We start from the raw sequence: 17,883 nt of genomic DNA, 5'->3' as shown, positions 1-17,883 counted from the left end.
TTGATCGATGAAACGTCTCATGATGTGCGCGGCCGCGGCCGCGCTCCTGTCCGCCTGCGGCGGCATGCCGACGGGCGCCGCCGCCCCCATCGCGGAGGCCGCCATGGACCAGCCGGCCCCGGCCGGCATGGAGTTCGTCCGCATGGTCGGCGCCAGCGACCTCTACGAGATCCAGTCCAGCCAGCTGGTCATGCAGTCGACGCAGGACGCCGACCTGCGCCGCTTCGCCGAAATGATGATCGAGCACCACACCATGACCACGCGCACGGTGATGGAGGCGGCCCGGGCCGCCGGCATGACGCCGCCGCCGCCGGCGCTCGATCCACGCAAGGCCGAGATGATCCGCCAGCTGCAGGCGGCGCAGGGGACGGCCCGCGACGCCCTGTACCGGCAGCAGCAGGTGATGGCTCACGAGGAAGCCCTGCGGCTGCACACCAGCTACTCCCGCAACGGCGACACGCCCCAGCTGAAGACCGCGGCGACGGCCGCCGTGCCGATCGTGGCGCGCCACTACAACCAGATCGCCGGGATGGACCCGGCGGGCGGCGGCCACGCCGGCCACTGAGGCCGCGTCAGACGAGCGGCGCGCCGGCGGCGCACCGCTCGCACCCGACCGCATCATCGGCGCGGATCATCCCCGACGGCGCCGTCGGGCAGGCCTCGTCAACGGGACCGTCGGCGCCCCGGTTCAGGGGGTGGATCTTCATGGCGGACCGGCAACCGGCCGCGGGCGTCATCGTTCCGCATTGCCACCGGCGAGAAGCGCGCTAAGAGCGGGGCGATGGCCAAGATCACCTACATCGAGCACGACGGGACCGAGCACACGGTCGAGGTGAAGACCGGCCTCTCCGTGATGGAGGGGGCGATCCGCAACAATGTGCCGGGCATCGACGCCGACTGCGGCGGCGCCTGCGCCTGCGCCACCTGCCACGTGTATGTCGACGAGGCCTTCCAGGCCGAGACGGGCCGCGCCTCGGCGATGGAGGAGTCGATGCTCGACTTCGCCGAGAACGTGCAGCCGAACAGCCGCCTGTCCTGCCAGATCCGCGTCTCCGACGATCTCGACGGCCTCATCGTCCGCCTGCCGGAAAGCCAGCACTGAGCCGCGCCCATCCCGCCCTGGTCGACCTCGTCGGCCGGCTGATCGCCGACGGTCCGGAGGAGCGCCCGCCCCTGATCGGCGTCGTCGGCGCGCAGGGGTCCGGCAAGACCACCCTCGCCCGCGCCGCCGCGGCGCGCTTCGGCGCGGCGCAGATCTCGATCGACGACGTCTATCTGACGCGGGCGGAACGGGAGGCGCTGGCGCGCGAGGTCCATCCGCTCCTGCTCACGCGCGGCCCGCCGGGGACGCACGACCTCGGCCTGCTCCAGGATCTGATCGACCGCCTTTCCGCGGCGGGCCCGGACGACGAGACCCTGATCCCGGACTTCGACAAGCGCGGCGACGACCGGTGGCCGATGGCGCGCTGGCGCGGGGTCCGCGGGCGTCCCGCGGCGATCCTGGTCGACGCCTGGTGCCTCGGCGCTGTCGCCGACGCCGAAGCCGCCCTCGCCGCGCCGGTGAACGATCTGGAGCGCGAGCACGACGCCGACGGCGCCTGGCGTCGCTGGGTGAACGCCCGGGTCGGCGGCGACTATGCGGCGTTCGCCGACCGGTTCGACGCCATACTGTTCCTCGAGGCGCCCGGCTTCGATGTCGTGCTGGACTGGCGCTGCCAGCAGGAGGCCGACCTGCTCGGCGTCGCTCCGGACGATCTGCCGCACGAGGAGCGCCGTCGTCTCGCCGGCTTCATCCAGTATTTCGAGCGCATCACCCGCCGCATGCTGGCCGGCGGAGTCCGGTGCAGCGTCGCGGTTCAACTCGATCGCAACCGCCAGCCCGTACCTCCGCCCCGATGACCCAGCCCGTCGACCGCCGCTTCGAACCCCGCGCGCCCGCCAGCGGGCGCGGGGTGGTGGTCGCCCCGGGCCTGGAGCTGCCCTGCCGGATCATCGACGCCTCGCCCTCGGGGCTGCGCGTCCGCCTCGACCGCGCGCTGGCCCTGCCGGCCGCGGTGCAGCTGATCGACCTCGCCCAGGGCACGGTGGTCGAGGCCGAGGTGGCGTGGAGCAAGGGTCATGAGGCGGGGCTGAAACGCCGCAGCCAGGCCTCCCTGCGCGGCCTCGTGCCGTCGCGACTGGCCGGCGCCCGGGCCGCCTTCCTCCGCGCCGGCGGCCGCTGAGGGGGTTCAGGCGGCCGGCATGGTCCCGGCGTTGATGGCGATCCGCCCGATCAGCCCCTTGACGATCAGGTCCAGCGCCGAACCCTCGCGATAGTCGGCGGCGGCGACGAAGTTGACCCGGTCCTCCGAGATCAGGCCGTAGATCTTCTGCTGGTCCCGCTCCGAATTGCGCGGGTCGTAGACGGCGATCGAGAAGCCGCCCTTGGTGTGCATCATCTTCATCGTCGGGACGTCGGTGTCGCCGTCGCCGAGGAAGATCATCCGCTCGAACGGCACCGGCCGGTCCTCATCCGGGATGAAGCGGTTGATCTTGTCGTGCTCGTAGTGATTCAGCACGCCCTTGTTGATGCGGAACAGGTACTGGGTCTTGGTCGTGTAGTTCACGCCGACCGCGGGCCAGATGGCGACGCCGTTTTCGTCGTAGACGAATTTCGAGGCGAACACGTGCCGGAAGGCCTCGCGGATCGGACAGCCGTCGATCATCTCCTCCAGCCCGGCCGAGATGATGTAGTGCTCGATCTCCAGGCCGTAGCGGGCCCCGAAGGCGTCGATCCGCTCGAACCAGCCGGGCCCGGTGAGATCCGACTTCAGCCCGTCGAACAGCTTCACGTCATGGCCGTGCTCGCGCAGGGTCTTGCGGGTGATCGGCGCGCCGTTCTCCCGCGCGCGCTGCAGCATCAGCTGCATGTACATCAGGATGTTGTCGCCGTCGGAGGCGCGCGTCAGCCGGTCGGCCTCGCCCCAGAAGTCGCCGATGCCCATGCCCACGGAGGGGATGAAGGTCACCTCCTGCATGTTGCCGCGGGCGAGGGTCCCGTCGAAGTCGTAGATGAGGGCGGTCTTCAGCGGTCTGGCCATGGGGCGGGTCCGGCGCCGGCGGCGCGGTGGGCGGAGTGGGGCTGCTCGTTAGAGAGGCCGGACGGCCGAGTCAAAGCGGCGCCGGCGGCGGACCTAGTCCGCGCCCGCCATCCGCCACTCGCCCCCGAGGCCGAGCTCCGGCGGCGCCGCCGCGGTCTGGGCCTCCAGCGGCAGGTGCAGGATGAAGGCCGCGCCCTTGCCGGGTTCGCTCTCCACCTCCGCCCAGCCGCCGTGCAGCTCGACCAGCGCCTTGACCAGGGCCAGGCCGACGCCCGGGCCGCCGCGCTCGCGGCGGACGAAACGATCGAAGACGTGGGCCTGCAGGTGGTAGGGGATGCCGCGGCCGGTGTCCTCGACGCGGATGCGGACCTCGGCCGGACCCGCCTCGGCCGACAGGGTCACCGCCCCGCCCTCGCCGACGGCGCGGGCGGCGTTATCGAGCAGGAGCTCCAGCGCCTGCTCGACCCGCTGGGCGTCGGCCCGGATCGGCCGCAGGCCCGTGGGACAGTGCACGTTCAGAACCGCGCCGCGTCCCTCGATGCGCGCCCGCGCCCGGGCCGCGGCCTCGTCCAGCAGGTCGCAGACGCGGACGTCGCCCAGGGCCAGCTCCATCTCGCCGGCGTCGATCTGCGCCATGTCCAGCACGTCGTCGATGGACCCCGCCAGCTGGCTTGCCGCCACCCGGATCGCGCCCGCGTGCTGGCGGCTGCGCTCCGGCAGGTCGGCCTGGGCCTCCAGCAGCTCGGAATAGCCGACGATCGTGGTCAGGGGCGTGCGCAGCTCATAGGAGACGCTGCCCACGAACTCGCGCTTCAACGCCTGGCTCTCTTCCAGCGCCGCCGCCTTGGCCGCCAGCGCCTGTTCCAGATCACGGCGCGCGGTGACGTCGGAGAAGGCCACCAGCGTCGCCCCGTCCGGCAACGGGCGGGTCTGCCAGGCCGCGGCGCGGCCGTCGACCGTGCGGCCCTCGCCGGAGATCGGCACCCGGCTCTCGGGGTCCGGATCCGCCACCCGCGCCTTGAGCCCCAGCCAGAGGCTGGGGTCGGGCATGGTCTGCTGGCACAGGGCGGCCACCGCATCGAAGTCCCCGGCGGCGCGCAACTGATCGCCGCTGACGCCCCAGAAGGTCTCGAAGGCCTCGTTGTGCAGCCGGATCCGTCCGTCGGAGCCGAACACGGCGACCGCATCGTTCAGCTTGTCGAGGGTGGCCGTCTGCACCTGCAGCTGGGCGTTGAAACGGCTGCGCAGCTTCAGCTCGTCGGTGATGTCGGAGAACAGCAGCAGCACGCCGCCCAGCGGGTGCGGCTGGCGCACCACCCGCAGGGTGCGGCCGTCCGGCAGCGACCAGCTGTCGTCCGGCGCGGCCTCGGCGGCGCCGTAGAAGTCCAGCTCGCGCGCCTTCCAGCCGGCGTAGTCGACCACCTCCGGCAACTGCCGCCGCTGGCGCAGCCGGTCGAGCAGCTCGGCGTGGGTCGGCCGCTCGTCCAGCCAGGCGGGATCGAGGCTGAACAGCTGCTGGAAGGCGGTGTTGTGGAAGGCCAGCCGCTTCGACGGGCCGAAGATCGCGACGGCGTCGGCGAGATGGTTGAGGGTCTCGTCGTGGGCCTCGACGTGCCGCCGCAGGGTGTCGCGCGTCTCCTCGGCCTCGGTCATGTCCAGGGCGAAGGCGAGCACGGCGCCCGCCCCGCCCGGCGCCGGCTCGGCCACGATCCGCCAGGCCCGCCGCCGCCCGCCGCCGGTGGTCCAGCGGAAGCCCTCCTGACGCTGGTGCAGCCGCCCGGCTTCGGCGACGATGGCGTCCGCCCCCCGGTCGAAGCTGAGCCCCTTCTCCCGCGCCGCCTCGACGCTGTCGATCTTCATCTCCGCCAGCCAGGCGCGGTTCGCCCAGGCGAGACGACCGGCGGCGTCCACCACCCAGGTGGGGGACGGGTAGAAGTCGGCCAGCAGGCCCAGCCCGCTCTCCGCCGCGGTCCCGACGAGTCCCAGCCGCGACAGCCGCAGCCACGCCGCCCCGGCCGAGGCGCGCCCCTCGACCGCCCAGGCCCCGCCCGGGCGTTCCAACACCGCGTCGAACGGCTCTCCGCGTTCGATCAGACCCTCGAGGCGCGGACCAGCGACCTCGCGCACCGCATCCAGAACCGCCAGGGCCGGATCGCCGGCCACGTCCTCGGGAGCGGCCAGCTCCTTCACCAGGGCGTCCCAGGCGGCCGGCGCCCCCAGCCGGGCCGCGCCGCCGCCGGGAGTCAGCGCCAGACGCACGTCCTCGAAAGCGGCCAGGGCGCCGTCGCGGTGGGCGAGATCGATGCGCGCCGCGGCCATCGCCGCCTCCAGGGCGGCGTTGCGCTCGGCCAGCCGGCCGCGCAGACGCGCCGCCCAGGCGCTGAGCGCCAGAGCCAGCCCCGCGGCCCCCGCGGTCGCGACATAGGCGATGTCGGCTTCCGCCATCTGGTCCCGTTCAGCTCCCGCGCCCTGATTCGGTAACCATACCTGATGGGGGATGAGGGACTAGGGATGAGGGATGAGAGATTGCAGACGCGGCGCCCGGCGGGGGCCGGAACCCTTCCCAACATCATCCCTCATCCCTAATCCCTCATCCCTATGCAGCAGTGGACCGACCAGCTCGCCCCCTCCCTCGACGACTTCGCCCGTCTGGCGCGCAAGGCGTTCGACGACCTCCCCGACCCCTTCCGCACCCTGGCCGGAGACGTCGTGATCCGCGTGGACGACTTCGCGGACGACGAGACCCTCGCCGCCATGGACATCGAGGACCCGTTCGAGCTCACGGGCCTGTACTTCGGCGTCGACATCGGGCGGCGCGACGAGATGGGCCCGGCGCCGGAGCCGGCGCGCATCTTCCTCTACCGCCGCCCCATCCTCGACGAGTGGTGCGAGCGCGGCGACGTCGGTCTCGGGCAGATCATCGCCCACGTGCTCATCCACGAGATCGGCCACCACTTCGGCCTCGACGACGACCAGATCCACCATATCGAGGACAGCGCTGACTGACCGCCGGGCCGGCCGCCTTAAATCCAGCCCGTTCTGTGGTATAAGGCGCGCCTCCCGCCGCCGAAGGATCCCGCCTTGAGCCTGACGCTCGACCTGTCGCGCACGCCCGCCGCCGCTCCCGCGGCGCCCGTCAACCTGTCCGGTCTGACGCGCGAAGAACTGCGCCAGGCCCTGGTCGACGGCGGGGTCTGTCCGCCGGAGAAGGCGAAGATGCGGGCCAGCCAGATCTGGAGCTGGATTCATCACTACGGCGTCGTCGACTTCGCGGCGATGACCAATGTGGCGAGGGACATGCAGGCGAAGCTGGCCGAGGCCTTCACCCTCGCCCGCCCCGAGATCGTGGAGCGGCAGGTGTCGAAGGACGGCACCCGCAAATGGCTGATCCGCACCGCCCCGGGCATCGAGATCGAGACCGTCTACATCCCCGACGTCGGCCGCGCCGGGGCCCTGTGCGTGTCGTCCCAGGTCGGCTGCACCCTCAACTGCACCTTCTGCCACACCGGCACCCAGAAGCTGGTCCGCAACCTGACCGCCGCCGAGATCGTGGCCCAGGTCCAGGTCGCCCGCGACGACCTCGGCGAATGGCCCTCGCCCAAGGAGGACCGCCGCCTGTCGAACATCGTGTTCATGGGCATGGGCGAGCCGCTGTACAATCTCGACCACGTGGCGAACGCCATCGACATCATCTCCGACGGCGAGGGCATCGCCATCTCGCGCCGGCGCATCACCGTCTCGACCTCGGGCGTGGTGCCGATGATCCCCGAGCTGGGCGAGCGCACCCAGACCATGCTGGCGATCAGCCTGCACGCCACCAACGACCCGCTGCGCGACGTGCTGGTGCCCTTGAACAGGAAGTATCCGCTCGAGCAGCTGATGGCCGCCATCCGCGCCTATCCGGGCCTCGGCAACGCGCGCCGCGTGACCTTCGAGTACGTGATGCTCAAGGGCGTCAACGACAGCCCCGAGGAAGCCCGGGCGTTGGTCAAGCTGATCCAGGGCGTCCCCGCCAAGATCAACCTGATCCCGTTCAACCCCTGGCCGGGCACGGACTACCAGTGCTCGGACTGGAAGACGATCGAGGCCTTCGCCGCCATCCTCAACCGCGCCGGCTACGCCAGCCCGATCCGCACCCCCCGCGGCCGCGACATCCTCGCCGCCTGCGGCCAGCTGAAGAGCGAGAGCGAAAAGGTGCGCGCCTCGGCCCTGCGCAAGGCGGAGCAGGCGGCGGCGTAACAATCGCTCACCAACTGTGGCGTCATGGCGCTTGCGGAATGCGGCGGAAAGCGGGCAATCCATGTCGGATCGCCACCTGCATGGATGTCCATGGACTCCCCGTCCCTTTCCCGCGTGCTTGACAGCGCCGAGGTCCAGGCCTTCGCCACCGGCTTTCCGACCACGCTGGCCCACCTCGGCGTCACCCTCGTCCTGATGCTGGCGGGCGCGGTGATCTACGCCCTGCTGACGCCGTGGAAGGAGATCGCCCTGATCCGCGAGGGCAACGCGGCCGCGGCGGTGGCCTTCGCCGGCGTTCTGGTCGGCCTGTCGATCCCCCTGGCGGTCAGCCTCAGCGTGTCGACCTCGCTCAAGGACATCATGCTGTGGGGCGTCGCCACCGTGGTGCTCCAGCTGCTCGCCTTCCGCGTCGTCGACGTGCTTCTGACCGGCCTGCCCCAGCGCATCCGCGAGGGCGAGGTCGCCGCCGCGGTGCTTCTCGTCGGCGCCAAGCTGGCCACGGCGCTGATCCTCGCCGCCGCGCTGACCGGGTGAGAAGGTGCTAGGTTGTAGGGACTAGGTTCTGGGGTCCATTCCGGAGGGAGCCGACATGTCGGTTCGTTCGTACCGCGACCTGACGGTGTGGAGGAAGGGCATGGTGTTGGCGGCGGACGTCTACCGTCTGACGCGCCAGATGCCGAAAAACGAGGAGTATCGGATTTCGGGCCAGATGATCCGCGCGGCGACATCCATTCCGGCGAACCTCGCCGAGGGGCACGGCCGTGGGACCCGCAAGGATTATGGGCAGTTCGTCAGCATCGCCAGGGGCTCCCTGGCTGAACTCGAGACCTTCCTTCTCCTGGTTCGGGATCTCGACCTCGCACCCCCGACCCCCATCAACTCCCTCCTTGTGCAGGCGGAGGAGGTCGGGCGAATGCTGACATCCTTGAGAAGCCGCCTCGCCTCCTCTCCGAGCCCCCTAGAACCTGGCCCCTAGAACCTAGAACCTGCTCCATGCGCGTCCCCGACTGGACCATCTACGCTGCTGTCGTGGGCGTCCTGCTCATCGCCTCCCTGAACCGCCGCGAGAACGCCGACGCGCCGCCGGCGCCGCCGCCGCCGGACGAGACGGAGGGCGCCCTGCTGGGCCCTGTCACCCCGTTCGATCCCTCGGTGACGGTCCACGCGCCGGACATCCCTTTCCAGCCGAGCTCCGGCACCGCCTTCTCGATCGCGGACGAGGGCCTGTGGGTGACGGCCCGGCATGTCGTCGAGGGCTGTCGGCAGCCGGCGATCAAGGTCGGCGGCGGCCGGGCCGTGGCCGCCGACGTGCGCCTCGCCCCCCGCGCCGACGTCGCGGTTCTCCAGACCCGGGGCGGTCCGCCGGCCATCCCCGTGGCGGAGCTGGGCGGCCTGCGCGAGAACCAGCGCGGCTTCCACCCGGGCTTTCCGCAGGCGCGCGCCGGCGAGGTCGCATCCCGGCTGCTGGGCCGTGAGACCCTCAAGGTACGCGGCCGCGGCCAGCGGGACGAGCCGGTGCTGGCCTGGGCCGAGGTGGGCCGCACCGATGGCCTCGGCGGCACCCTGGCGGGGCTGTCGGGGAGCCCGGTGCTCGACCGGCAGGGACGCGCGGTCGGCGTGACCATCGCCGAGAGCCCCCGCCGCGGCCGGATCTACACCACCGCCCCCGACACCTTCGGCCCCGCGGTGCGCGGCCTGCAGAAGGCCGACGAGCCCCTGACGGGCCGCATCGTCACCATCGACAACTATGGCCTGGTGGCCGACGAACTGCGCCGCGAGCTCCGCGTGGCGCAGGTCGTCTGCCTGTCCGCGTGAAGCCTACCGCAGCGCGGCCGATCCGAGGTCCAGCTCCGACAGCGGAATGACCTCGACCGAGGGATACTTCGCCCGCAGCGCCTCGAGGAACACCGAGGCGTCGCCGACGATCACCAGGCTGGCCCGATCCGCCGGCAGGTGCTCGGCGAAGGCCGCCTGCACCTCCTCCGGCGTCACCGCCCGCACCCGGCCGGCGTAGTCCGCCAGCTCGCTCATCGGCAGGTCGTACAACGCCAGCTCGGCGACGAGCCCCCCGAGGCCGTCCACCGTCTCCAGCGAGCGGCCGAAGCCGCCGATCAGCGTCGCCCGGCGCGGCGCCAGTTCGGCCTGGGTCGGCGCGCTCGTCCCCATCCGGCCGATCTCGGCGAGGATGAGGTCGGCGACCTCGACCGCGGTCTCGTTCTTGGTCTGGGTCGAGGCGGTGAACAGGCCCTCGTCCTCGCGCGCCCCCAGCCCGGCGCGGGCGCCGTAGCTCAGGCCCCGCTTGATGCGGATCTCCTGGTTGAGGCGCGAGGAGAAGCCGCCGCCCAGCAGGGTGTTGCCCAGCGTCAGCGGGAAGTAGTCGGCGTCCGTGCGTGAGACGCCGCGGATGGCGGCGGTCACCGCCGCCTGGCCGGCGCCCGGCTGGTCGATGACCACGATCCGCGGCGGCAGCGCCGGGCCGGCCTTGTCGGCGACCGCCGGAGCGGCGCCCGCCGGGTCGCGCCAGTCGCCGAAGGCCTGCTGCGCCAGCGCCCGGGCCTCGGCCTCGGTGATGTCGCCGGAGAACACCAGGGTGGCGTCGGACGGGCGGTAGCGCGCGGCGTGGAAGGCGGCGACGTCCTCGCGGGTGATGGCGGGCACGCTCTCCAGGGTGCCGCCCCCGGGGGCGGCGTAGGGCGCGTCGCCATAGACCACCCGGCCCACCGACTGGCCGGCGACCGAGCCCGGCTGGCTGAGCGCCACGCGCAGGTTGTCCAGCGTCTGGGCCTGCTGTCGCTCCAGCTCCTCCCCGGCGAAGGCGGGGTTGCGGACCAGATCGGCCATCAGGGCCACCGTCTCGTCGAACACGTCCTTGGGCGCGTTGGCGTAGACGTTGGTGAAGTCCGGACCCGAGCCGGCGCCGACGGCGGCGCCGAGACGCTCGATGGCGGTGGCGATCTCCGGGGCCGAGCGGCTGGCGGTGCCCTGGGTCAGCAGGGCGGCGGTCATCGACGCCACCCCGGGGCGGCCGGCCGGATCGTGGGCGGAGCCGGCGTCGAAGTTCAGGCGCGCCGAGACCAGCGGCAGGCCCTCCATCGGCGCGACCAGCACGCGCAGGCCGTTGTCGAGGCGGAAGTCGGCGATCGCCGGCGTCGCCGGCGAGACCTCCGGCCCCGCCTCCGGCAGCCGCGCCCGCTCGGCCTCGGGCAGCAGGGTCGCGACCGGCCGGGCCGGCGCCAGGGCGGCGACGGTGATCGGGGCGTCGACGTTCATGTTCTGCACGCTCGGCGCGTTCTGCTCGTCGGCCGGCAGGTAGTTGATGGTGATCTGGCGCTGCGGCGTCAGGTAGCGCCGGGCCACCCGCTGCACGTCGGCCGCCGTCACCGCCTGGATCTCGGCGATCTCGCGGTCCGCGGCGGTCGGATCGCCGGTCATGATCAGGGCCATGCCGAGCGTGGTGGCGCGATCCTCGATGCTCTCGCGGCCGCGCAGGGCGTTGGCCACCAGCTCGTTCTTCGCCTCGGCCAGTTCCGCGGCGCTCACCGGGGCGTCGCGCAGGCGGCCGACCTCGGCCTCCAGCGCCGCCTTGCCGGCCTCCACCGTCTGGCCCTGGGCCATGATGGCGTAGGCGGTCAGATTGCCGGCCTGCTGGGCGAAGTCGGGGCTGGAGCTCGCCTGGGCGGCGATCTGCTGTTCATAGACCAGCGACCGGTACAGGCGGCTGCTCTCGCCGGTGGACAGGATGCCGTCCAGCACCGTCAGGGCGGCGCGGTCGGGGTGGCCGTAGGGCACGGTGTTCCAGCCCAGCACCACGGCGGGCAGCGGCACGTTCGGCGCATGGTAGGTGGCCGAGCGCGGCTGCGTCGGCTCCGGCTCGGCGACCGCATTGGTGGGCAGCGGCGTCGACGGCCGCTGCAGCGGCGCGAAGTACCGGTCGACCCACGCGTCCAGCTGGGCCGGGTCGAAATTGCCGGCGACGATCAGGATGGCGTTGTCGGGCCGGTAGTAGGTGGCGTGGAAGCGCAGCACGTCCTCAAGGGTCGAGGAGTCCAGCTCCTCGATGGAGCCGATGCCGGGCCGCCGGTACGGATGTTCCTGGTAGATGGTCTGCGGCGCGAACAGGCCGAACAGCCGTCCGTAGGGGCTGGCGAGGATGCGCTGCCGGTACTCCTCCTTCACCACGTCCCGTTCGGACACGAAGGTCGGCTCGTCGACCACCAGCGAGCCCATGCGGTCCGCCTCGGCGAACAGGATGCGCTCGAGGTGATTGGCCGGCACCACCTCGTAGTAGGCGGTGACGTCGTCGGCGGTGAAGGCGTTGTTCATGCCGCCCACGTCCTCGGTGAGCCGGTCGAAGCTCTCCGACGGCATGTTCTCCGTCGCCTTGAACATCAGGTGCTCGAACAGGTGGGCGAAGCCCGAGCGGCCGGCCGGATCGTCCTTGGACCCGACCCGGTACCAGACCTGCACGGTCACGTTGGAGGTCGAGGCGTCGCGGGCGGAGTAGACCTCCAGCCCGTTGTCCAGCACCCGGCGGGTGAAGCCCAGCGGCGGCACCTCGACCGCGGCCTGGGCCGGGGCGGCGGCGACCGCGGGGGCGGCGACGTCAGCAATGGCCGCGGCCGGCAGGCCCAGCAGAAGCGCCGAGGCGGCGGCGGACAGAATCAGGCGGGACTTCATGGACGGGCTCCGGGAACGACGGGACGGGCGCGCGAGACCCTAACAGGCCGAAATCCCGCCCCGCACCTTACGGAGTCGTAATGCAGGATCAGTCCAGCTTCAGCGCCTCGGCCAGCAGCCGGGCTTCGCCGGCGCGGCTGGACCCGGTGCGCCAGGCGACCACGATCTCCCGCCGCGGCGCCCGGGCCGAAATCGGCCGCACCACCACGCCCGGCGCGTCCGCCAGCCCGGCCCGCACGGCCATCTCGGGCAGGAAGCTGACCCCCAGCCCCGAGGACACCATCTGCACCAGGGTGTGCAGGCTGGTCGCGGCGAAGACGTCGTCGCCCTTGGGCGCCTCGATGTTGCAGGCGGCCAGCGCCTGGTCGCGCAGGCAGTGGCCGTCCTCCAGCAGGATCAGGTCGTCGGCCTTCAGCGAGCCGGGGGCGATCGGCCCCTCCCCGGCCAGCGCATGCCCGGCCGGGGCGGCGGCGAGGATCTCGTCGTCGCCGATGCGCGCGTGGTCCACGCCGTGGGCCGTGTAGGGCAGGGCGATCACCGCGGCGTCGAGATGCCCCGCCTTGAGCGCCGCCACCAGCCGCGGCGTCAGGTCCTCGCGGATGAACAGGCGCAGCTTGGGATAGGCCTCGCGCAGGTCGGGCAGCCGGGCCGGCAGCAGGAAGGGCGCCACGGTCGGGATCACCCCCAGGCGGAAGCGGCCCGACAGCGGCTTGCCCGCGTTGCGCGCGGCCTCGACCAGATCCTCGGTGCGGGCCAGCACGTCCTCGGCCCGCTTCACCGCCTCGGCCCCGACCGCCGTCAGCTGCACATTGCCGCGCGTGCGCTCCACCACCGGCGCGCCGAGAATCTTCTCCAGCTCCTGCACCCCGGCCGACAGGGCGGGCTGGCTGACGTGCGCCGCCTCGGCGGCGCGGCTGAAGGAGGCGTGCTCGGCGAGGAGCTTGAGATAGTGGAGCTGGCGCAGGGTCGGGAGCATGCGGCCGACATAGGGCTTTCCTATGCCGGTCGCAAAGGCTGATTGAGCTTTCTTATCGATCGGCCGCGTCGCACCGGACCGGCCGCCGGCGCCGAAGCGCCCGCGACCGGCCCCGGGGAGGGTGCGGATCAGGCGGCCCGCCGCTGCGGCCGCGACAGGTCGAAGCGGTCGGCGTTCATCACCTGGGTCCAGGCGCGAACGAAGTCGCGGACGAACTTCTCGCCCGCATCCGCCGACGCATAGACCTCCGACAGCGCCCGCAGCTGCGAGTTGGAGCCGAACACCAGGTCGGTGCGGGTGGCGGTCCACTTCTCCTCGCCGGTCCTGCGGCAGGCGCCGACGAAGACCTCGTCGCCGCGGTCGTCGACCTCCTTCCACGCCGTGCCCATGTCGAGCAGGTGGACGAAGAAGTCGTTGGTCAGCTGGCCCGGACGATCGGTCAGCACGCCGTGCCTGGAGCCGCCATGGTTGGCCCCCAGCACCCGCAGCCCCCCGACCAGCACCGTCATCTGCGGGGCGGTCAGGCCCAGCAGTTGCGAGCGGTCGACCAGCAGCTCCTCGGTCGGCACGCTGAAGCGCACGCTCAGATAGTTGCGGAAGCCGTCGGCCCTGGGCTCCAGCACGTCGAAGCTGTCGGCGTCGGTCTGCGCGGCCGAGGCGTCGGTGCGGCCCGGGGAGAAGGGAACCTCGATGTCGTGACCCGCCGCCCTGGCCGCCTGTTCGATCCCGACCGAGCCGCCCAGCACGATCAGGTCGGCCAGCGACACCTTCTTGCCGCCGGTCGCCGAACCGTCGAAGTCGGCCTTGATACGCTCGTAGGTCTTCAGCACCCGGTCCAGTTCGGCCGGCTCGTTGACCTCCCAGTTGCGCTGCGGCTCCAGCCGGATGCGCGCCCCGTTGGCCCCGCCGCGGTGGTCCGAGCAGCGGTAGGTCGAGGCCGAGGCCCAGGCGGTCTTGACCAGATCGGCCACCGACAGGCCGCTCTCCGCGATGCGCCGCTTCAGCGTCGCCACGTCGGCGGCGTCGATCGGGGCGTAGTCGGCCTCGGGGATCGGGTCCTGCCAGATCAGGTCCTCCACCGGAACCTCCGGCCCGAGGTAGCGGGCCTTCGGGCCCATGTCGCGGTGGCACAGCTTGAACCAGGCGCGGGCGAAGGCGTCGGCGAACTGGTCCGGGTTGCGGTAGAGGCGCTCGGCGATCTCCCGGTACTTCGGGTCGACCTTGAAGGCCATGTCGGCCGTGGTCATCATCGTCGGGACCCGCCGGGACGGGTTGTGCGCCGCCGGCGCCATGTCCTCGGGCTTCTGGTCCTTCGGCTGCCACTGCCACGCGCCGGCGGGACTCTTCACCAGCTCGTAGTCGTACTCCAGCAGCATGCGGAAGTAGTTCATCGACCAGCGGATCGGGGTCGGCGTCCACGCCCCCTCGAGGCCCGAGGTGATGGTGTGGTCGCCCATGCCGCTCTCATGGCTGCTCTGCCAGCCGAGCCCCTGCTGGGCGATGTCCGACCCTTCCGGCTCGGCCCCGACCTTGGAGGCGTCGCCGGCGCCGTGGCACTTGCCGAAGGTGTGGCCGCCGGCGGTCAGGGCGAGGGTCTCCTCGTCGTTCATGCCCATGCGCGCGAAGGTCTCGCGGATGTCGCGCGCCGACTGCAGCGGGTCGGGCTTGCCGCCGGGCCCCTCGGGATTGACGTAGATCAGGCCCATCTGGATCGCGGCCAGCGGGTTCTCCAGCGCCTTGCCGGATTCCTCGTCGATGCGGGTCTCGCCGAGCCACTCCTCCTCGGTGCCCCAGTAGATGTCGCGCATCGGCTCCCAGATGTCCTTGCGGCCGCCGCCGAAGCCGAACACCGGCCCGCCCATGCTCTCGATGGCCACATTGCCGGCCATGATCATCAGGTCGGCCCACGACAGCTTCGCCCCGTACTTCTGCTTGATCGGCCACAGCAGGCGGCGGGCCTTGTCGAGGTTGGCGTTGTCCGGCCAGCTGTTCAGCGGGGCGAAGCGCTGCGAGCCGGAGGTGGCGCCGCCGCGGCCGTCGCCGGTGCGGTAGGTCCCGGCCGAGTGCCAGGCCATGCGGATGAAGAAGGGACCGTAGTGGCCGTAGTCCGCCGGCCACCACGGCTGGCTGTCGGTCATGAGCGCGGTCAGGTCGCGCTTCACCGCCTCGTAGTCCAGCGACAGGAAAGCCTCGGCGTAGTCGAAGTCGTCGCCCATCGGGTCGCCCGACTTGCCGTGCTGGTGCAGGATGTCGAGCGACAGCTGGTTCGGCCACCAGTCGCGATTGGTGCGACCCAGCAGCGATCTCAGCGCCGCCGGCTCCTTTTTCGGGTCGCTCAGCGGGCTTCCAGCGGATCCGTCCATGGCTTTCCTCCTCCTGCTTCCAGCGGGTTCGAGGGTCAGCCTGTGCCCGCTCCCGGGCAAAGTAAAATCGATAGATTTTGTCGGCGTCAGCGGCTCAGCTTATACCGCCGCGAACCACCGCATCCGGCACGCCATCATCGCCGTCTCGCCGAGGCGGTCGACCAGCCGCCAGTTGACCACCGCCCCGATCGGCGCGCCGACCACCGGGATCAGCTGGGCCATCTTGGCGAGGTCGATGTAGTCCCGGTACTCCTGCTGGAAGCGCCGCCAGTCGTAGTCGGCGACCTCGGCCGCCCCCGCGCCGGCGATCCACTCCTCCAGCGCCCGCAGCGCCTCCGGGCGACGTTCGGCGCTGGCGAAGGCCAGGTGGAAGACGTGCAGCAGGAACAGCCGTTCGCGCGGCGCCCCGCCGCCCCAGCCGTAGACCGAGGCGATGTCGGCCAGCATCCGCACCTTGATCGCCATCAGGGCCGGGAAGTCCGCCGCCGCCAGCACGAAACCGCCCGCCCCGGCGACGCCGCCCTCGACGCCTGCGGTGTTGCGGTAGGTGCGGATCAGCGCCCGCGCCTTCGCCTCGCGCGCCGCCAGCGATCCGCCCGCCGGCGGCCGGACGTTCAGCACCTCCGACCCGGTCAGGATTCCTTTCGTCATCGCCTCCACCCCGGAGGTGACGATGGCGTGCACCCGCTCGGGGATGGCCCGGTTGATCCGGGCCTGGGTCGCGCGCGAGGCCCGGTCCCACAGCCCCGGGCGCTTCAGCACCTTCGCGCGCCAGGCCGCCAGTTCGGCCTGGATCGCGCCCTCGTCGGCGACCGTCAGCAGGCCCCCGGGCACGTCTTCCGGCGCCACCATCTCGGGCAGGGTCCGGCGGGGACTCTCGGGCGGTCGGGCCATGCTCTCTCCGTGACGCGGCGTCACGGTTGCAGGGTCGCGCCGCCGGGTCTAGACCCCCGGTCGATCGCGGTTTCGCAACCGCACACCCCATTCCTCCCGGAGACACAACGCATGGCTCGCGCGAAGATCGCCCTCATCGGCGCCGGCATGATCGGCGGCACCCTGGCCCACATCTGCGCGCGCGAGGCGCTGGGCGACGTGATCCTGTTCGACATCGCCGAGGGCACCCCGCAGGGCAAGGGCCTCGACATCGCCGAGGCCACCGCCGTGTTCGGCCAGGACGTGGCCCTGAAGGGCGCCAACGACTACGCCGACATCGCCGGCGCCGACGTCTGCATCGTCACCGCCGGCGTGCCGCGCAAGCCGGGCATGAGCCGCGACGACCTGATCGGCATCAACCTGAAGGTCATGAAGGCCGTCGGCGAGGGCATCGCGAAGCACGCTCCGAACGCCTTCGTGATCTGCATCACCAACCCGCTCGACGCCATGGTCTGGGCGCTGCAGAAGTTCTCGGGCCTGCCCAAGGAGAAGGTCGTCGGCATGGCCGGCGTGCTGGACTCGGCGCGCTTCGCCTACTTCCTGGCTGAAAAGACCGGCGTCTCGGTGCAGGACATCCACGCCTGGACCCTGGGCGGCCACGGCGACGACATGGTGCCGATGGTGCGCCACTCGACCGTCGGCGGCCTGCCCCTGCCGGACGCCGTCAAGGCCGGCTTCATGACCCAGGTCGACCTCGACGCCATCGTCGAGCGCACCCGCAAGGGCGGCGGCGAGATCGTCGCCCTGCTCAAGACCGGCTCGGCCTTCTACGCCCCGGCCGAGAGCGCCATCGCCATGGCCCGCTCCTACCTGCTCGACCAGAAGCGCGTCCTGCCCTGCGCCGTCTGGGTGTCGGGCCAGTACGGCCTGAACGACCTCTACGTCGGCCTGCCGGCCCTGATCGGCGCCGGCGGCGTCGAGAAGATCGTCGAGTTCACCACCACCGACGACGAGAAGGCCATGCTGGCGAAGTCGGTCGACTCGGTGAAGGGCCTGATCGAGGCCTGCAAGCAGCAGGACGCCTCGCTGGCCTGACCCGCCGGAAACCACCAGGCGTGAAGGGGCCGCGGGCGACCGCGGCCCTTTTCTATTGCGGCGACGGCTGCGCCGCGGCCGGCGGCAGGTAACCGACCTCACGGGCGAAGGCCTCCAGCAGCCCCACCCAGACGCTGGTCGGATCGTTCAACTGCTCCACCCCGCCCGGCTGCAGCAGCAGATCGTACTGCACCACCGCGGTGATCCCGCCGCCCTCCGCCGGGATGTGGAAGGCCTTGAGGAAGCGGTGATCGCGATTCCAGACGTTCAGGATCTCGGGGGTGATCGCCTCATTGGTGAAGCTGGCCGAGTACTGGACGTCGCTGCAGACGTCGTTCTGACAGCCGTAGAAGAACACCAGCCAGGTGAGGGCGCCGTCCCGGACCGTGATCCAGGTGTCCTCGCCCTGCCGCTGGACCGGCTGCACCTCGCCGCCCTTGGAGGCGATCCAGGTCGAGACCTCGCTGATGGGCAGTCCAGGTTGCGATGTCTGGGCCGCGGCGGGCGCGGCGGCGACCAGGAGGGAGAGGGCGGCGAAACAGGCGGTCAGGCGCATGGGGGTCTCCGGCGATGCGGACCC

At 71.7% G+C, this 17,883-nt stretch carries 18 protein-coding genes; 10 read left to right on the top strand and 8 right to left on the bottom strand.

The features are described from left to right. The first annotated feature begins 7 nt into the window (after positions 1-7). Positions 8-565, top strand: a complete 558-nt coding sequence (locus H2038_RS02125) for a DUF4142 domain-containing protein (protein ID WP_292108809.1) — start codon at positions 8-10, stop codon at positions 563-565. Between the two features lie 7 nt (positions 566-572). Here the strand turns inward: H2038_RS02125 and H2038_RS02120 are convergent, their stop codons facing one another. Continuing rightward, positions 573-707: a hypothetical protein gene (locus tag H2038_RS02120; protein WP_292108808.1), complete on the bottom strand. Its 135-nt coding sequence runs from the start codon at positions 705-707 to the stop codon at positions 573-575. Positions 708-781: 74 nt separating this feature from the next. On the opposite strand from H2038_RS02120, the gene H2038_RS02115 reads away from it, so the two are divergent. The 3 genes from H2038_RS02115 to H2038_RS02105 all read left to right on the top strand — a co-directional run bounded on the left by H2038_RS02115 (position 782) and on the right by H2038_RS02105 (position 2,222). Next, the gene (locus H2038_RS02115; RefSeq protein WP_092307100.1) at positions 782-1,102 is read left to right on the top strand and encodes a 2Fe-2S iron-sulfur cluster-binding protein; all 321 of its coding nucleotides are present in this window, start codon (positions 782-784) and stop codon (positions 1,100-1,102) included. Positions 1,103-1,458: 356 nt separating this feature from the next. Beyond that, positions 1,459-1,899, top strand: coding sequence for a hypothetical protein (locus H2038_RS02110; protein ID WP_292108807.1), 441 nt, complete (start codon positions 1,459-1,461; stop codon positions 1,897-1,899). Then, entirely contained in the window at positions 1,896-2,222 is a 327-nt protein-coding gene (locus H2038_RS02105; protein WP_292108806.1) for a PilZ domain-containing protein, read from the top strand. Before H2038_RS02110 ends, H2038_RS02105 begins: the two co-directional genes overlap by 4 nt. Before the next feature lie 6 nt (positions 2,223-2,228). On the opposite strand, the gene H2038_RS02100 is transcribed toward H2038_RS02105, so the two are convergent. Both H2038_RS02100 and H2038_RS02095 read right to left on the bottom strand, forming a co-directional pair. Beyond that, positions 2,229-3,080 (bottom strand): HAD family hydrolase, encoded by an 852-nt coding sequence (locus H2038_RS02100; protein WP_292108805.1) that lies wholly within the window; start codon positions 3,078-3,080, stop codon positions 2,229-2,231. A gap of 93 nt (positions 3,081-3,173) precedes the next feature. After that, positions 3,174-5,525 (bottom strand): ATP-binding protein, encoded by a 2,352-nt coding sequence (locus H2038_RS02095; RefSeq protein WP_292108804.1) that lies wholly within the window; start codon positions 5,523-5,525, stop codon positions 3,174-3,176. Between the two features lie 153 nt (positions 5,526-5,678). On the opposite strand from H2038_RS02095, the gene H2038_RS02090 reads away from it, so the two are divergent. From H2038_RS02090 to H2038_RS02070, 5 genes are all read left to right on the top strand, one after another. Then, positions 5,679-6,086, top strand: a complete 408-nt coding sequence (locus H2038_RS02090) for a metallopeptidase family protein (protein ID WP_292108803.1) — start codon at positions 5,679-5,681, stop codon at positions 6,084-6,086. A gap of 75 nt (positions 6,087-6,161) precedes the next feature. Further along, positions 6,162-7,319: a 23S rRNA (adenine(2503)-C(2))-methyltransferase RlmN gene (rlmN, locus tag H2038_RS02085; RefSeq protein ID WP_292108802.1), complete on the top strand. Its 1,158-nt coding sequence runs from the start codon at positions 6,162-6,164 to the stop codon at positions 7,317-7,319. Between the two features lie 90 nt (positions 7,320-7,409). Then, entirely contained in the window at positions 7,410-7,853 is a 444-nt protein-coding gene (locus H2038_RS02080; protein ID WP_292108801.1) for a DUF350 domain-containing protein, read from the top strand. Positions 7,854-7,908: 55 nt separating this feature from the next. Beyond that, positions 7,909-8,295, top strand: coding sequence for a four helix bundle protein (locus tag H2038_RS02075; RefSeq protein ID WP_292108800.1), 387 nt, complete (start codon positions 7,909-7,911; stop codon positions 8,293-8,295). Positions 8,296-8,312: 17 nt separating this feature from the next. Further along, on the top strand, positions 8,313-9,134 hold the full coding sequence (locus H2038_RS02070) for a serine protease (RefSeq protein ID WP_292108799.1): 822 nt from the start codon (positions 8,313-8,315) through the stop codon (positions 9,132-9,134). Between the two features lie 3 nt (positions 9,135-9,137). Here the strand turns inward: H2038_RS02070 and H2038_RS02065 are convergent, their stop codons facing one another. The 4 genes from H2038_RS02065 to H2038_RS02050 form a co-directional block, all read right to left on the bottom strand. Next, positions 9,138-11,996 (bottom strand): pitrilysin family protein, encoded by a 2,859-nt coding sequence (locus tag H2038_RS02065; RefSeq protein ID WP_292108798.1) that lies wholly within the window; start codon positions 11,994-11,996, stop codon positions 9,138-9,140. Between the two features lie 88 nt (positions 11,997-12,084). Then, on the bottom strand, positions 12,085-12,972 hold the full coding sequence (locus tag H2038_RS02060) for a hydrogen peroxide-inducible genes activator (protein ID WP_292108797.1): 888 nt from the start codon (positions 12,970-12,972) through the stop codon (positions 12,085-12,087). Positions 12,973-13,100: 128 nt separating this feature from the next. Next, positions 13,101-15,335: a catalase/peroxidase HPI gene (katG, locus tag H2038_RS02055; protein ID WP_292108796.1), complete on the bottom strand. Its 2,235-nt coding sequence runs from the start codon at positions 15,333-15,335 to the stop codon at positions 13,101-13,103. A gap of 99 nt (positions 15,336-15,434) precedes the next feature. Continuing rightward, entirely contained in the window at positions 15,435-16,229 is a 795-nt protein-coding gene (locus H2038_RS02050; protein ID WP_292108795.1) for an EcsC family protein, read from the bottom strand. A 111-nt stretch (positions 16,230-16,340) separates the two neighbouring features. Between H2038_RS02050 and mdh the strand changes: the two genes are divergently transcribed. Next, positions 16,341-17,303, top strand: a complete 963-nt coding sequence (gene mdh, locus H2038_RS02045) for a malate dehydrogenase (RefSeq protein WP_292108794.1) — start codon at positions 16,341-16,343, stop codon at positions 17,301-17,303. 52 nt (positions 17,304-17,355) lie between these two features. On the opposite strand, the gene H2038_RS02040 is transcribed toward mdh, so the two are convergent. Beyond that, on the bottom strand, positions 17,356-17,859 hold the full coding sequence (locus H2038_RS02040) for a YbjN domain-containing protein (RefSeq protein WP_292108793.1): 504 nt from the start codon (positions 17,857-17,859) through the stop codon (positions 17,356-17,358). Positions 17,860-17,883: the final 24 nt, after the last annotated feature.

The sequence above is a fragment of the Brevundimonas sp. genome (assembly GCF_013912005.1).
Taxonomy (GTDB): Bacteria; Pseudomonadota; Alphaproteobacteria; order Caulobacterales; family Caulobacteraceae; genus Brevundimonas.
Note: the sequence above shows the minus strand (reverse complement) of the source record. Positions and strands in the feature narration are given on the sequence as shown.